Source organism: Lysinibacillus sp. FW301-JW8 (assembly GCF_058788755.1).
Window position 1 is genome coordinate 1 of sequence record NZ_JBYTBB010000098.1, and the last position, 15,745, is coordinate 15,745.

General features: G+C 36.9%; 17 protein-coding genes. 8 read left to right on the forward strand and 9 right to left on the reverse strand.

Annotation, left to right across the window (positions count from 1 at the left end; all coding sequences use genetic code 11):
- A partial coding sequence (locus tag AC3WOM_RS24915; RefSeq protein ID WP_492448801.1) for an IS3 family transposase occupies positions 1-806 on the forward strand: 806 nt, incomplete at its 5' end.
- Between the two features lie 439 nt (positions 807-1,245).
- Here the strand turns inward: AC3WOM_RS24915 and trhO are convergent.
- Positions 1,246-2,211 carry an oxygen-dependent tRNA uridine(34) hydroxylase TrhO gene (trhO, locus tag AC3WOM_RS24920; protein ID WP_492448802.1) on the reverse strand — a complete coding sequence of 322 codons (966 nt, stop codon included), beginning with the start codon at positions 2,209-2,211 and terminating at the stop codon, positions 1,246-1,248.
- Positions 2,212-2,348: 137 nt separating this feature from the next.
- Between trhO and AC3WOM_RS24925 the strand changes: the two genes are divergently transcribed.
- Entirely contained in the window at positions 2,349-3,131 is a 783-nt protein-coding gene (locus tag AC3WOM_RS24925) for an enoyl-CoA hydratase (RefSeq protein ID WP_492448803.1), read from the forward strand.
- A 61-nt stretch (positions 3,132-3,192) separates the two neighbouring features.
- Here the strand turns inward: AC3WOM_RS24925 and AC3WOM_RS24930 are convergent, their stop codons facing one another.
- Positions 3,193-3,378 (reverse strand): YhzD family protein, encoded by a 186-nt coding sequence (locus AC3WOM_RS24930; RefSeq protein WP_427540992.1) that lies wholly within the window; start codon positions 3,376-3,378, stop codon positions 3,193-3,195.
- A gap of 287 nt (positions 3,379-3,665) precedes the next feature.
- Here AC3WOM_RS24930 and AC3WOM_RS24935 point away from each other — a divergent pair, with 287 nt between their 5' ends.
- From AC3WOM_RS24935 to yhaM, 3 genes are read left to right on the forward strand one after another with little or no spacing between them, the layout of a single operon-like run.
- Positions 3,666-4,880, forward strand: a complete 1,215-nt coding sequence (locus tag AC3WOM_RS24935) for a metallophosphoesterase family protein (protein ID WP_492448804.1) — start codon at positions 3,666-3,668, stop codon at positions 4,878-4,880.
- Positions 4,881-4,885: 5 nt separating this feature from the next.
- The gene (locus AC3WOM_RS24940) at positions 4,886-7,777 is read left to right on the forward strand and encodes an ATP-binding protein (protein ID WP_492448805.1); all 2,892 of its coding nucleotides are present in this window, start codon (positions 4,886-4,888) and stop codon (positions 7,775-7,777) included.
- Positions 7,774-8,718 carry a 3'-5' exoribonuclease YhaM gene (gene yhaM / locus AC3WOM_RS24945; protein WP_492448806.1) on the forward strand — a complete coding sequence of 315 codons (945 nt, stop codon included), beginning with the start codon at positions 7,774-7,776 and terminating at the stop codon, positions 8,716-8,718. The genes AC3WOM_RS24940 and yhaM overlap by 4 nt, the downstream gene beginning before the upstream one ends.
- 53 nt (positions 8,719-8,771) lie before the next feature.
- Here yhaM and AC3WOM_RS24950 read toward each other — a convergent pair whose 3' ends face one another.
- Complete coding sequence (locus tag AC3WOM_RS24950) at positions 8,772-9,758, reverse strand: peptidylprolyl isomerase (protein ID WP_492448807.1); 987 nt, start codon at positions 9,756-9,758, stop codon at positions 8,772-8,774.
- 144 nt (positions 9,759-9,902) lie between these two features.
- On the opposite strand from AC3WOM_RS24950, the gene AC3WOM_RS24955 reads away from it, so the two are divergent.
- Positions 9,903-10,010: a YjcZ family sporulation protein gene (locus AC3WOM_RS24955; protein ID WP_080647610.1), complete on the forward strand. Its 108-nt coding sequence runs from the start codon at positions 9,903-9,905 to the stop codon at positions 10,008-10,010.
- A 172-nt stretch (positions 10,011-10,182) separates the two neighbouring features.
- On the opposite strand, the gene AC3WOM_RS24960 is transcribed toward AC3WOM_RS24955, so the two are convergent.
- The 6 genes from AC3WOM_RS24960 to AC3WOM_RS24985 all read right to left on the reverse strand — a co-directional run bounded on the left by AC3WOM_RS24960 (position 10,183) and on the right by AC3WOM_RS24985 (position 13,546).
- Positions 10,183-10,368, reverse strand: coding sequence for a hypothetical protein (locus AC3WOM_RS24960; RefSeq protein WP_008173337.1), 186 nt, complete (start codon positions 10,366-10,368; stop codon positions 10,183-10,185).
- A gap of 70 nt (positions 10,369-10,438) precedes the next feature.
- Positions 10,439-10,984 carry a DUF3267 domain-containing protein gene (locus AC3WOM_RS24965; RefSeq protein WP_492448808.1) on the reverse strand — a complete coding sequence of 182 codons (546 nt, stop codon included), beginning with the start codon at positions 10,982-10,984 and terminating at the stop codon, positions 10,439-10,441.
- Positions 10,985-11,182: 198 nt separating this feature from the next.
- Positions 11,183-11,743, reverse strand: a complete 561-nt coding sequence (locus AC3WOM_RS24970) for an HTH-type transcriptional regulator Hpr (protein WP_427541011.1) — start codon at positions 11,741-11,743, stop codon at positions 11,183-11,185.
- A gap of 156 nt (positions 11,744-11,899) precedes the next feature.
- On the reverse strand, positions 11,900-12,295 hold the full coding sequence (locus tag AC3WOM_RS24975) for a YtxH domain-containing protein (protein WP_427541014.1): 396 nt from the start codon (positions 12,293-12,295) through the stop codon (positions 11,900-11,902).
- A gap of 165 nt (positions 12,296-12,460) precedes the next feature.
- Complete coding sequence (locus AC3WOM_RS24980) at positions 12,461-12,994, reverse strand: tryptophan transporter (protein ID WP_427541017.1); 534 nt, start codon at positions 12,992-12,994, stop codon at positions 12,461-12,463.
- Positions 12,995-13,132: 138 nt separating this feature from the next.
- Positions 13,133-13,546: an HIT family protein gene (locus AC3WOM_RS24985; protein WP_427541020.1), complete on the reverse strand. Its 414-nt coding sequence runs from the start codon at positions 13,544-13,546 to the stop codon at positions 13,133-13,135.
- Between the two features lie 107 nt (positions 13,547-13,653).
- Between AC3WOM_RS24985 and AC3WOM_RS24990 the strand changes: the two genes are divergently transcribed.
- Both AC3WOM_RS24990 and AC3WOM_RS24995 read left to right on the forward strand, forming a co-directional pair.
- Positions 13,654-14,403: an ABC transporter ATP-binding protein gene (locus tag AC3WOM_RS24990; protein ID WP_427541023.1), complete on the forward strand. Its 750-nt coding sequence runs from the start codon at positions 13,654-13,656 to the stop codon at positions 14,401-14,403.
- Positions 14,387-15,571, forward strand: a complete 1,185-nt coding sequence (locus AC3WOM_RS24995) for an ABC transporter permease (RefSeq protein ID WP_492448809.1) — start codon at positions 14,387-14,389, stop codon at positions 15,569-15,571. Before AC3WOM_RS24990 ends, AC3WOM_RS24995 begins: the two co-directional genes overlap by 17 nt.
- The last annotated feature ends 174 nt before the right edge of the window (positions 15,572-15,745 follow it).

The window sequence follows — 15,745 nt, forward strand, 5'->3', positions numbered from 1 at the left end:
CGAGTGGCTATTATAAATGGTTGGCAAAACAGGCTGCACCGATAACTGAAAAAGAAGAATATAAAATGAAAGTCACAAAAAAAATTAAACAATCGTTTCATGAAAGCTATGGTACGTATGGCAGCCCGCGTGTACATAAAGATTTGTTGGGATGGGGCTATCCTCTTTCACAAAAAACAGTGGCAAACATCATGCGGGTACTGGAACTGTGCGCAACACGACCAAGAAGCTATGTGACGACAACAGATTCAAGTCATGACGCACTGGTGTATCCTAATATACTGAAACGCATGTTTTATGTGGAAGAACCAGATCAAGTATGGGTCGCTGATATTACCTATATCCGAACGTTGGAGGGATGGGTGTATTTAGCGAGTATTATGGATCTGTATTCTCGTAAAATTGTAGCGTGGGAAATGGCCGATCATATGAAAGTAGATTTAGTGTTAATAGCTTTGAAAAAAGCGTTCTTAATACGCCGACCAAAAAAAGGACTCATTCATCATTCAGACCGAGGGGCGCAATACTGTTCAACGGAATATATCGAACTTTTAAAAAAGCATGGTTGCCAAATTAGCATGAGTAAAAAAGGTGATCCGTATGACAATGCCTGCATCGAATCGTTTCATGCGACCATAAAAAAAGAAATGATTTATCGTCAAAAATTCCAAACAAAGAAAGCAGCCTTCAAAGCGATAAACGGCTATATTTCAAATTTTTATAATGAACGTAGAAGACGTTCGACCCTTGGCTATCGTTCACCGAACCAATTTGAACGCTTGACGTTACAGAAACACGCAAGTTAATCTCAAAACCGTTTCAAGCGATGGAAATCAATTGTTCGAGCTCTTTGAACAATTGATTTCCATTGCCCACCAAACGCAGTGCGGTAGCTTTAAAGCTCTCACTTTTTTATGTCCACTTTCTTGACAGAAGACCAAAAACGCTCAGGTAAGGTGTGGGAGTGCTCGGTTCCAAGAGAAAAACGCTCAGGTAAGGCGAAAAGTGCTCGGGTCCAAGAGAAAAACGCTCAGGTAAGGCGAAAAGTGCTCGAGTCCAAGAGAAAAACGCTCAGGTAAAGCGCAAAATTGCTCGAGTCCAAGAGAAAAACGCTCAGGTAAAGCACGAAACTGCTCAGGTACTAAATAAAAACAATTCACCAAAGGACAAAGCATCACCCGCAAATTGGATGATGCTTTTTTGATGTGAAAATTTATACAACTGTCTAAATAGAAAGGTGACTCATTAAACTACTTGAACTTGAGCAATTTTAGCAATTTGTTCCTCGACCTGCTCCGTTGTCCAGCCATTTTCTTCAACGAAGAAGTTACGCTTTGCCCGGCGGCAATCATCTGAACAGCTGCGCATATAAAATGCTTCGTGCTTTTCTTCACAAAGCATTAATCGATGGCATTCTGGGTTTGCACAATTCGTATAGCGTTCTGATGGCTCACCTGTAAAGAAATCTTGCCCGATAACCACATGTTCAACCTGATTAATTGATATACTGCGACGTCGGTCAAAGACAAACATTTGTCCATCCCAAAGCTGCCCTTTCACCTCAGGGTCTTTCGCATATGTGGCAATTCCCCCATGTAATTGAGCTACGCTTTCACCGTATCCCTCACGCTTTAACCAGCCTGAGAATTTTTCACAACGAATACCGCCTGTACAATATGTTAATATTTGCTTACCTGTAAATTTCTCTTTATGATCCTCCATCCAAGCTGGAAGATCGCGGAAGTTTTCGATATCTGGACGAATGGCCCCACGGAAATGTCCAAGGTCATACTCATAATCATTACGTGCATCAAGAATGACGGTATTGTCTTCTTGCATGCGTTTCATAAATTCTTTTGGTGATAAATATTCTCCTGTTATTTCTAAAGGATTAATATCATTCTCTAAACCAAGATGCACAATCTCGTGACGAGGACGAACATGCATTTTTTTAAAAGCATGCCCTTTCGCTTCATCTATTTTCCATATGATATCGTTAAAACGAGAGTCAGCCTTCATCTGCTCCATATAAGCGTCCGTTTGCTCTATGGAACCTGAAACTGTGCCATTAATTCCTTCATGCCCTACTAAAATACGACCAAGAAGTCCTATTTCTTTACATAGCGCTAAATGTTCTTCAGCAAATGCTTCAGGATCTTCAATCGTAATATATTTATAAAAAAGTAATACACGATAGTCTTTCTGTGTCACAATACTTAACCACCTTTAAACAATATTCGACCTTAAATATAGCATATCAAGTGCAAGTTTGCGCAGCATAGAAGGAGTTTTCTAAAAAAACTAGAATAATACATAGTGAATGACTATTCATATTTGGGGGTGCTAGGATGGAATTTTCAACAATTACTTTGGAAAAATTAGAGCGTCGAGCAACATTAACATTAAATCGTCCACAGGCGATGAATGCTATGGATGATGTTATGATGCGTGAGCTGGCGGAGTGCTTTGAGGCACTACAAAAAGAACAGGATATACAGGTTCTTGTTATTCGCGGAGAGGGGAAGGTCTTTTCAGCAGGTGGTGATATTAAAGCAATGCTAGATCCAAATAAACCGCTTAATATTGAAGAGGCAATGGTTTATTTAACTCGAATTGTAAAAGCCTACTATCAACTACCGATGATTGTTATTGCCGCAATTCACGGAGCATCTGCGGGATTAGGCTTCAGTCTTGCTTTAGGGGCAGACATCGTTGTAGCCTGTGAAAATAGTAAACTTGCGATGAATTTCATTGGCATTGGACTTATCCCTGATGGAGGTGGTCATTTCTTTATGAAGGAACGTGTGGGCACTGTTAAGGCAAAGCAAATGATATGGGAGGGCAAAGTATTAACCGCAACAGAAGCACATGAAGCAGGATTAATTGACTACGTCGCTCCAGAGGGATCTGTTTTTGCAGTGACTGACCAGCTCGTTGGAAAAATGTTGGCGTCTCCAATTGCATCCATGATTACAACTAAGAATATACTGCATGCTCAAAATTTATCGCAATTAGAAAGTATATTGGCAATGGAGGCAAAGGGGCAAACAGCTATGCGGAAAACAGCTGATCATTTAGAGGGAATTCATGCATTTGTAGAGAAGAGAACACCAGTTTTTGCTGGGAAATAATTAAGGGTAACATAGTGAAAGGCGCGTAGAGCTATAACTACGTGCCTTTTACTAGTCACTTTTAGACATGGAATAGGATTAATTTACCGGAAGAGTTGACAAGGCGATGAGTTTTATCGGCAACACCTTTTTCTTCGATTTGCTGTTGACCGTTAATTTTTGCAGTCTCATCGTTTTCGAAAGACCATGTTTCATCAAACAATGTTTCCCCTGTTTTTTCAAAAGCTGTGAAACGATAATGCTCCATTCTACACCCCACCCTTTACTTAAATATATATCTATTATACATAGAAGATTTATAAACTTCACGGTAAATCTAGCGGAAATTTTGATAAATTACGAAAATTGTGGAAAATTGAAGGCGATATAATTAGGGAATATATATTGAATAAATTTCTCATCTAATGAGAAGTATGATAAAATAGAACAAATATTCGGTTTGAATTTATGATATTTTATCCAAACTTCTTCGTAACTGAGAAAGTAGATATGATATTGCGAGGATTCAAATTATTTATTACTTGAGGTGATTGGATGTCTGCAATTCGTTTTTTTCATATGGCGGATTTACATTTAGATAGTCCATTTAAGGGCTTATTTGGTTTACCTGAACATAATTTTAAAAAAATTCGAACAAGTACTTTTGAGGCTTTTAATACAATTATTGATAAAGCTATTCATGAGAAGCCTGATTTTTTACTAATAGTTGGTGATATCTATGATGGTGAAAATCGTAGCTTACAGGCTCAGCGCCGATTCCAAGAGGCAATGGAAAAACTTTTTCAACATAATATCCCAGTAATTTTAAGCTATGGCAATCACGATCACTTAAATGGTTCTTGGACTCGCTTTGCCTTACCAAGTAACGTCTATGAATTGCCAGCGGAGACTAGCGTTGTTCAGCTAAAAATACGAGGACAGCAAGTGAATATTTATGGCTTTAGTTATGGTGAACGTCATGTAAAGGAATCAAAGATAGAGAGTTATCCTATTGCCTCTGACCAGCATGTACTTCATATTGGCATGCTCCATGGCAGTGAGTTTAGTGACACCACACATGCAGTTTACGCACCTTTCACAAAGGATCAGTTGCTTGAAAAAAACTATCATTATTGGGCTTTAGGACATATTCATAAACGCCAGTTGTTACATCAAAATCCACCTATTGTGTATCCAGGTAATATTCAAAGTCGACATCGTAAGGAACAGGGAATTAAGGGTTTTTATGATGTCACTTTATCGCAAGCCTCTGTTGAACTGGATTTTATACCGACATCTGCTGTTGTTTATAATACTGTGGAGGTAGATTGCAAAAACATTTTTCATGCAAATGAACTTTTAAAAAAGTGTGAGAAAGCACTTTCTCTTAATCGACAAACCTATGGAGCGTCCGTTGTGGAGCTTCACTTAAAAAACATTGATGAACAAGCCTCTTCTTTATTTGAACATGCTACGGTAGATGCATGGCTAGAAACTATACGGGAGGCAGAAGATGGGATGGAACCAATGTGTTGGGTACAGAAGCTAGCGCTGCATAATTCATCTTCGCTGTACGAACATACTGCTGCAACTGAATCTGTGGTGAATTTAATGGAGCAATGGGATATTTCAGCCTGGAAGGATATACTAAAGGACCTATATCAACATGCAGGTGGTGCAAGATTTATCGAACCTTTAACTGAACAGGATATTAAAGCCTTAATGCACAATGCACAGGAATTATTAGCAGAAGAAATTCAAAGGACGTGAATTACATGCTGACGATACGAAAAATCCAAATTTATGGTTTTGGGAAGCATGAAAATATCACAATCTCTTTATCTGACGGTGTTACTATTTTTTATGGCATGAATGAGGCTGGAAAAACAACGATTCAACAGTTTATTTTACAAATGCTCTTTGGTTTTCCTACAAAAAATCAAACACAACGCAAATATGAACCAAAAACGTCAACTAAATTTGGCGGTCAGCTGACAATTCGGCATCCAATATATGGGCAATGTACTATAAAGCGTGTTAAAGGAAGGGCAGCTGGAGATGTCACGGTTTATCTTGAAGATGGGACAGTTGGACAGGACGAGCTATTAGCAAAGCTGCTTTATGGCTATTCAAGGGCATCCTTTGAGTCAATTTTCTCCTTCTCTTTACATGAGTTACAGGGCATTGAGAAAATGTCTGAGGAGGAGTTGACACAATTGTTGATTGCCTCAGGGACAACAGGTGTTCAACAATTGTCTACTATTGAAAGGAAAGTGGAAAAAGAGGCTAGTGATCTTTTTAAAAAGTCAGGAAAGATACCTATTATTAATCAAAAGTTAGAGCAATTAAAGCAGCTTGAACGCACTATTAAGCAAGAGCAGAGTAATATTCAAAGCTTTGAGGGCAAATTGCTGCAATTAAAGCAGCTTGATCAAAAACTTGAAGACCTGTACAAGCAGCAACAATTACAGCAACAGAATTGGCAGCAGCTTAACATTCTTAAGCAGGCAATGCCTCTTATGAAACAGCAGAAGGCTCTGGAGCAAACATTAAAGAATTGTGAGCATGTGCAGTTTCCACCAGAAGGGATAAGACGCTATGAGCAATTAAAGGATCGGCTAATGCATGAAACATTGCAATTGCAGCAGCAAAAAGAGCGGGTTCAAGAACTACAACAAAAACTGTCATTAACAGTGAATGAGCAAGCTATACATGAAATGTCGCGACTTTTGAATAAGGAAGCAACGTGGAATCAGTTAATTGTAAAAGAACAAAACTTAATGGATGATTTGTATTTATTAGAGCAAGAAATAGAAGCACAGTTTCGATTATTAGGTGTACAGGAAAATGAAGCACAGTTGAAGCTCCTTGAGGAGACAGTCTCATTGCAGCAAGAGGAGAAATTTCAACGCCAGCTAAGTCTATTGGAGGAAACGGAGGAAGAGTTAAAATTTCATTTACGTTCCCTAGAGCAAATACACATCGAGCTAGATTCAATTGCTCAGCATAAGCAGCGTCTTCAACAGGAGGCATTAACAGCGGAAGAAGAACATATTTTAGCACAGTGGCCGCAACGTAAACGAAAGCTTGAGCAATTACGTCATGTAAGGTTACAGCGCTCAAAGCAGAAGCAATCCAATGCTTTAATATGGATTTTATTAGCTATAAGTATATGTTCAATTATATATGGTGTTTTTGGGAAAAACATGGCTGTCATCGTTTTAGGAGCAGCTATCGTGTTATTCCTTATTTTATATTTGAAGTTTTCTGGAGATGAAAATAAAGCATCAGGACAGCCTAATCAGCTTATCCGCGAATTAGAGCAGGAGGAAAATATTGCTCAGGCGATTCTACTGAAAAGACAAAAGCTTGAGGAACGTTTGTTGCAGGTACAGGAACAGCAGCAAGAAAAAGAACATCAATATGTGCAACTAGAATATAAAATTCAACAGGCTGAAAGAGTGAGTGAGGAAGCAACTCAATCCCTGCAACAATTTTTAGGGCGCTTTCGTTTAGAGGGGAATATAGCGAGAACATTGTTACCAGAGCTTTTTATGCGAATACGGGGAGCGCAAGAGCTAGAGGCAAAAAGAAAGAGTACAAGTAACCTTTTACAAACGATACAGGTAGAAAAACGCGAGCTATTTGAACAGCTACAACAGGCTCTCAAGGCAGAGTACAGTGAACAAGAAATTTTTATGCATTTGCGTACTACATTCCTTACTATACAGCAAGAGCAACAAATGACTCAGCACACAAAAGAGCAATTGACTGATCTTACTATCAGTATTCAAGGGATACAGTCTCATATAGAAAGCGTTGAATCACAAATTGCTCAATTATTTAGTGAGGCAAATGTTCAATTAGAAAAGGAGTACTATGAGACACATGAACAATTTGAACAACAGCAGAACTTCAAAGCTGAACTCCTTACAATAAAAAGTCAACTTGCTTCATTGGAAATATCAAACGATGAGTCATTGATACATGACAGCCAGCTAAGTGAACGTTTAAATACTCTGGAAGCGGAACAGGGTGCGAGTCAGTTGGCTATAGATCAATGCTTAGAGCAACGTGCTACACTACAAGTCCAAAAGGAGCATCTTCTAAATGACGAGAATTATGGTCAATTGCTTCAGCATTTTGAGCAAGAGAAATCCATACTGCAACAGCTGATAGGGCAATGGGCAACAAAAAAAGCATTGTCTAATGCTATTCATGAAACATTATTCAGCTTAAGAGAAGAAAAACTACCCTATGTTTTAACAGAGGTTAATGCTATCTTTTGTTTATTAACAGGTGGACGTTATACAAAGTTATTCATTAACGATGCAGGCTATTTTGTTGCTCAGGATGCTACTAGCGGCTTACATTATCATATGGCGGAACTATCACAGGCGACGAAGGAGCAAGCTTATATTTCACTACGTATGGCATTAGCAAAAACACTTTCAACTTCTGCACCATTTCCATTTATTATGGATGATCCTTTTGTCCATTTTGATCGAATCCGAACAGACAAAATGGTACAATTAATGAAAGAAGTAGGATATGAACGCCAAGTTTTATATTTTACTTGTCATGACACGATGCTCAAATATTGGCGCAAAGATCAAATTGTCGATATAAGCTCATTAGCAAATGAAAGGGGAGTGGCGTCAACATGAAAGGAATAACGACGCTCCAGGTTGGAGAAGCAGTTAATCAATTTTTATTAATTAAACAAGCGACAAAAGGGGTTACAACGGTTGGAAAGCCCTTTATGTCGTTGTTATTACAAGATAAAAGTGGAGATATTGAGGCAAAGTTGTGGGATACGAATGAAGATCATGAAAAGATGTATCATGCTGAAGCAATTGTGCGTGTCGGTGGGGAAATTCACGACTACAGAGGGAAAAATCAATTGCGTATCAAAGCCATTCGTGTGGCAAAGCCAGAGGAGGGAATTGCAATCCATGATTTAGTTCCTTCTTCTGCTACGCCCAAAGAACAATTATATGAAGAATTAACACAATATTTCTTTGAAATTAAAAATCCTCATATTTCAAGAATTACGCGAGCAGCTATTAAAAAACATCAGGATGCTATTTTAGTATTTCCAGCAGCGACAAAAAACCATCATGATTATGCCTCAGGATTACTTGATCATATGGTATCCATGTTGAGACTTGGCAAAGCTATTGCTGATTTATATCCTACATTAAATCGTGACCTATTATTTGCTGGCATTATTTTGCATGATATTGGTAAGGTAGTGGAGCTTTCAGGTCCTGTCGCAACAATGTATACAGTTGAAGGGAATTTACTTGGTCATATTACGATTATGGTAAATGAGATTGCTAAAATTGCTAGTGAACTAGAAATTGAGGGAGAAGAGGTTATGTTATTGCAGCATATGGTATTATCCCATCACGGCAAGGAAGAATGGGGCAGTCCCAAAAAGCCAATGCTTCAGGAAGCAGAAATTTTGCATTATATTGATAATATTGATGCAAAAATGAACATGTTAACACGAGCACTTGGTAAAACAACTCCTGGTGAATTTACAGAGAGATTATTCCCACTCGATAATCGATCGTTTTATAAGCCAACTATATATAGTGAGTGAAAAAAGGGTTACGCTGATAAAGCGTAACCCTTTTTCGTATAGGAAGATAATAACTATTTAGATTCCTTTTCAGTATCTTCAGCTTTATCTTCTTTGTCTTTAGCTTCTTTAGCTGCTTTTTCCTCAGCTTTTTTAGCTGCCTCTTCAGCAGCTTTAGCTTGTTCCTCACTTGTTGTTGTAAGAGTCTTTATAGCAGGTTCCAATTCTTTATCAGATGTTTTAATATCAGCATCTTTAGCCATTTTAGCAATAATATCTTTAAGAATTTGTTGATCTTCACCTGTTTTCACTAATTTATCCATCATTTGTAAACGGATGTTTTCTTCTTCATCCTTGAATGCGCCTACACCTTTTACATCACGTTTTTCCGTTACTTCAATAATATGGTATCCATAGCTTGATTTTACTGGTTCACTTAATGTGTTTAAAGGAAGAGCATAAGCAGCATCACTAAATTCCTCAATCATTGCACCTGCAGAGAACCAGCCAAGCTCTCCACCTTTTGCTGCAGAACCAGTATCAGTGGAGTACTCTTTTGCCACATCCGCAAAAGCAGCACCGCCTTTAATTTTATCAATAACTTCCTTAGCTGTTTTCTCATCAGCCACTAAAATATGACGAGCATTTAATTCTGTTTTCATCTGCTCATAATATTTTTTTATATCTTCTTCTTTAAAAGCTTTATCTTTTAAAGCCTTATCTGAAAGAAGTTGAACACGTAAAGACTCTTTAAAGCCTTCTTTAGTTAAGCCATATTGAAGAAGAGCTTGGTCAAAATTATCACCCAACTGAGCTACGTAATTGTCATAAGCCTCTTTAATTTCCTTATCTGATACTTTATATTTGTCAGCTAATACTTTTTCAGTCAACATTTGTTGAAGTACATGAGAACCTGTTAAAGTTCTCGCTTTTTCATTAAAGTCAGCTACTGAAATATCACCGACTTTTGATGTTGCAATTGTTTTACTGTCCCCTCCGCTACAAGCTCCAAGCGCTAAAACAGAGGCGGCTAATGTTAAAGATAATACGGTCTTTTTCATTGTGGATATTCTCTCCTAACATGGTTTTCGTCCATTTTTTACTATAACATAAACGTTTTAAAAACAAAATGGTTCCCCCTTGAGTATAGCCTATATTTCCATTTTTGAAGCGCATAGGATAGAGAAAAGAAAGGGGGTGAAGTTATGAGCAACGGAGGATATGGCGGCGGTGGCGGCTACGGCTCAGGCTTTGCTTTATTAGTTGTGTTGTTTATTTTATTAATTATCGTTGGTGCAGCGTTCCTATATTAATTAATAAAATGTTGAAAAGCTAAGGGTATAATATCCTTAGCTTTTTTAACAATGGAAGGCATTCAAGCCGCACGCTTGAGTTCAACCTTCATCAAAACAAGAATCGATCAGAAAGAGTCGATACACGAGGTGTTAAACTGACCTCCGAGCATGTGCGGATGCACTTTTTTAACTATACTGCATATAAAATTTCAATATAAAATGAGACAAGTAATATTGTAATAAGTATATTTATAGTTCGGAATATTTTTGGCTGATTTTCTTCGGGAATTTCACGTCGCATGCACAGTGCATAAGTCATGCGGTTTATTTGAAATAAATAGAATACCGAGAATAGAACTACGATCATTAATAGCAAGTCTATTCCTCCCCTCTTTCAATAGTAATAGCATAACAAAAAACGTCAACAAAACACAAGTACAAGCAATTTAATGAATAGTAGGCGGTACTAAAATTTCATAGCCCTTTGGTGTTTCCTCAATTTGGGAGTCCTTTGGTGAATTCAATAAGTATTTTACATATAGGATATCAATTAAACATAAACTACAATGATATGCAAATAGTAATGTGCCGTAATGTGTGTAGGCAGGTAAAAAAAGTGTACCTATTAATATGACTGTATTAAGCACGAAAAATGGTGTAAGTAGTGCCATAATATAACGACTTTTTGATAATGGCTCACGTATGCGCATATGTAAAACAGGAATTACATAAAATTGCGAACGCATACGTAATGTTAAATGCTGCCGTAAATCAAATAATGCTAGAAAGTGTAAGCATTTATGAATTGGATAAAGGGCAAATACTGCAATGACAAATAACCAAAATAAATGATCAGTATAGTGTTCATCATTAAATAAATTAAATGTTACATAAGATAGAGAAAATACGGTTAAAAACACGAATACAGACATTATTATAATACGCGTTGTACCGTAGTGATGTTCAAGATTTAATATTTTCCAACAGTGCATGCTTTATCAACTCCATAATTGGAAGGGTCCTATTTAATGTAAATTGATTTATGTAAGAATGCAAGAAAAAGGAGGTATCTCAGAAATATTTTCTGAAATACCTCCTTTAACATGATTTTTAACGTTTCGTAAGGGCGTACCCATATCGTTATTCCTCAATTGTTTGAATATAATCATCAGCTACAAATGAGTTTCACTTTATCCTTTTACAGTTGAACGAACTTCTAACGTGTCAAAGGAATCACGGAAGTGTTGAAAGGAGCGCTCGAAAATATCAATGAAGTCTTCTCCATAAATATTGCGGATTACAGCCATAACATCTAAAAATTCTGGGAAGCGACCATATAAGTCTTTTAAAGCTAATGACCCTTCGAGGACAGAATGATACGTATTATGATAATTGCTATTCATTTCAACAATTAGTTCTGTGCCTGCTTCAGTTAGTTCAACATACGTATTACGTTTGTCGTCATCACGCTTTGAAAACTTCAGGAATCCACGCTCTTCTAATTTTTTTGAGAAGTTAAATGCTGTGGAAACGTGCATCACGCCAAATTTTGCTACATCGGAAATCGAAGCCCCTTTTAGATGATACGAAATCCATAGAATATGATGCTCATTGATGTTTAAATCGTATGGTTTAATCCATTGCTGCCAATCCTTTTCAACCGCTTTCCATAAGGCTTTTGATAATTGCGCAATTCTTTGACTATAAAGCATCGCCTCTTTTTGTGTGTATAATTCCTCTGACAAAGCCATCACCTACTGCTTTCTTTAACGTTTTAAAAATATTATAGCAATAAAGAAAAAAAGTTTAAAGTTAGAAAAATTAAATAATTGAAAAGTGGTTAAATAATAATATTTTTTAAGGGTTTTTTAATAAAAAAATATTAATATTTTTAGTTTAATAGGACTTTAGTTGTTTATATTTTCTTGTGGTTTTTTCTTTTTTTCTGTGAATTGTGCAACATTTTTCTCGATTTCGCTAATTGTATTCTGTAATGCCTCTATTTCTTGTTGTAAATTATTTTTTGTTGGCTCGATTTCATCTGTAAATGTAGTAATTGTTTGTTTTAATTCATTTATTATTTGCGGTATATTATTTTTGACTTCATTTGTTAAGGAATTAACTGACTGTTTAACATTATCAACCTGATGTTTAACTTCGAAAAGCTTGTCCTTAGTGATTTCAGCATTTTCTCGCAAATTTGCGCGTAATTGTCTGCCTGATTGGGGAGTAGAGAAAAGTACAGCAATAGTTCCTCCAACAATGCCAGTAACTAGTCCAAATAAAAATGGTTTTGCCTTCATATCGAAATACCTCGTTTCTGTAATAATTATATTACCCTTATTAAACCACGAAATGCACATATACCAAAAGAAAAAAGAAGCTAAACGAGTAATTTTCCATCACGTTTTAGCTTCTTTTAGTAGTTGAAAGTACTTTTTCCTCAAAATAAGGGTTTGTACTACATATTAAATTTGAGAAATAGCTGTATTGAATTTAGAACGCTTTACTAATTTTACAACAATTGGATAAATAATCGCGAAAGCAATGACATTAAATGCTACAGCAGGTAAGACAACACCTATAAAAAGCATAGCAAATGTTGCACCAACATTAGCATTGAACACAAAAAGTGCTACTGCTAAAAATACCGTACCTGATAATATTGTTCCTATACCTACTAAGACAGCTGATACAACAAAATTCTTTGCAAGTTTTTTTAGGGCGAATAAAATCGCTAAAAAGACAAAACCAGTAACAGCCTTATCGATAATATTTGGAACTAGACCAGCAGGAAATGTTGTAAATAATCCTGATAGAACACCTGTCGCTAAAGAAAGTAAAAACGTTTCTTTAATGGTAGGGAACAGTAATATCCCGATAAACATCATTGTTAGCATGAAATCGGGCTTCATGCCATTTACCATACCTGGTGTGACTACGTATAGCGCCGCACCTACACCGACTAAGAGTGCCATTAAAACTAAATTCTTTGTATTCATTTCTAATCTCTCCTCAACTATGCTAATCTGTCTCCCAACGTGTCCTCTTGACCGTTAGCGAAACTTATTTGTGATTGTACGATAAAAATTTTTAAATTGCAAGGCACTATTCTGAAAATTAAAGTATATCCCTCTTATTTAAAGATGTGCTTTAATATTTTCTGCAACTTCAGTTAATTGCTCTGGTGTATATTTTTGTGTTTGCCAAATTAAACCTAGACCTTCTTTTTCATCATAACGCGGAATAAAATGTAAGTGATAGTGGAAAACGGTTTGTCCAGCAGCTGCTCCATTGTTATTAATTGTATTCAAGCCAATAGGTTGAAACGCTGCTTTGATAGCATTTGCAATTTTAGGTGCCGCAGCATAAAGATTACGTGCTACATCCTCTGGCATTTCAAATAAATCCTGACAGTGCTGTTTGGGAATTAATAAAGTATGTCCTTTAGCAACCGGTGAAATATCTGTGAATGCATAGACATGGTCGTCTTCATAAATTTTTGTACTTGGAATGGATCCGTCAATGATTTTGCAAAATAGGCAATCGCTCATTCGTAATTTCCCCTTTCATTTATGTATGTAATTACATTCTATCATACTCATAACTGTATCATTTGCTAATTTTTGATAAAATATAAAACAAGAAGAGGAGTGAGGTCATGTCAGTATTAGAAGTACAACATGTGACAGGTGGCTACACAAGAAAGCCTGTTATAAAAGATTTATCATTTACCATTGGAAAAGGGGAGCTTGTTGGCTTAATTGGCTTGAACGGTGCTGGGAAAAGTACAACGATTAAGCACATTATTGGTACAATGCTTCCTAAAGAAGGGGATATTCGATTAAATGGTGTTACATTAAAGGAAAATACGGACAAGTATCGAACATCATTTTCTTATATACCTGAAACGCCTGTATTATACGATGAGCTAACATTACGGGAACATTTAGCATTAACGGCAATGGCTTATGATCTAGATGAGGCGACACTTGCAGCTCGATCAGAGTTATTATTGAAAGAATTTAGGATGGAAAAAAGACTGAATTGGTTCCCATCGCATTTTTCTAAAGGAATGCGTCAAAAGGTGATGATTATGTGTGCCTTTTTAGTTAATCCAAGTCTTTATATTATTGATGAGCCTTTTGTGGGTCTTGATCCTCTTGGCATTCAATCATTGCTAGATCAAATGGATGAAAAGAAAAAAGAGGGCGCTTCTATATTAATGTCCACTCACATTTTATCGACGGCTGAGAAGCATTGTGATCGAATCATCTTATTACATGAAGGACGTGTTCGAGCACAAGGAACGATGAATGATTTACGTCAGGCTTTTGCTATGCCACACGCGACATTGGATGAATTATATATTGCTATGACAAAGGAGCGGGACCATGAAGAACTTGCGTGATGTATGGTCTTCTCGTTTCATGCATTATATAGGAGAAGTACAAAAGTATATGCAATTTATTTTTACTGGGCATATCGCGATTGTACTCGTATTTCTTGTTGGAGCAGGAGGCTATCAATATAGTGAATGGCTTAAAATCGTACAATTAGATTTTCCAGCAGAAATAGTAATTGCCGTAATCGTAGGAATTTTATTAGCTTTTAGCCGACCTACTTCGCTTTTGCGAGAGCCAGATCAAGTGTATTTATTACCTGTAGAATCGAAAATGTCACAGTACTTTCAAAAGGCGTTAGGGTGGACATTTTGGTCACAGGTTTGGATTGTTGCGATTGTATATATTGTAAGTATCCCTTTACTAAAGGCGGTTACTGATTTAACAACAATTGAAATTTGGGCAGTGTTTGTTTTAATTATTGTATTGAAGTTTCTAAGTGTTCAAGGTGAATTTAGCTACCGTTATAGTGAACGCGGTCAGATGATTTGGGTGGACAGGCTAATTCGAGCAATAATATTTGGTGTGACTATTTACATGGCACTACAAGCCAAAATAATATTAGCAATCGTTGCAACTGTTATTGGCTGTATTTATGTTCTTATATTCAGAAAAAAATGTAAGGGTGAGCCTGTGCCGTATGAGCATTTTGTGGAGCTAGAGCAAAATCGAATGATGAGCTTCTATCGTTTTGCAAATTATTTTACGGAAGTGCCCCATTTAAGAGGAATCATTCGTCGTAGAGCATGGCTTGACTGGCTGTATAAATTCATCCCTTATAAAAAGGAGAACACACAAAAATATTTAGTGTTTCGAACTTTTGTACGTACTGACGATCACTTTTATTTATGGCTTCGTTTAACAGTTATTTCTGCTGTTATTGCAGCCTTTGTCGATATTCCTATCGTGACATGGATTGTTGTAGGAGCATTAAGCTTTGCATCCACAATTCAGTTAAAGCAAGCTTTATTGGCAAGTGGAGAATTTCGTATGGACATGCTGTACCCATTGCCTGACCATGCTCGTAAAGCAGCCGTTCAACAAATTGTTCGTTTAGCGATGGTCACTCAAGCCGTTATTGTTGGCATATGTAGTGTGATGCAGCCGATGTTCTATATAGGAATAGTAATTATTATTGTTGTCAGTGAAATAACAACAAAGGTTTCTAAGCCTTAATAAAAAGTCCACTACGGTGGACTTTTTTGAATAGTGTTGAAAAACTAAATGGTCAAGGGACTCTTTGTGGACACTACTAATTCAAATGAAGGTGATCTCCGTTCCAGGCTACTCGCTTTCCAGTGGGCGAGCGACGAGCCGCTTCCTGCGCTGACGCTCCGTGCAGGGTCTCGT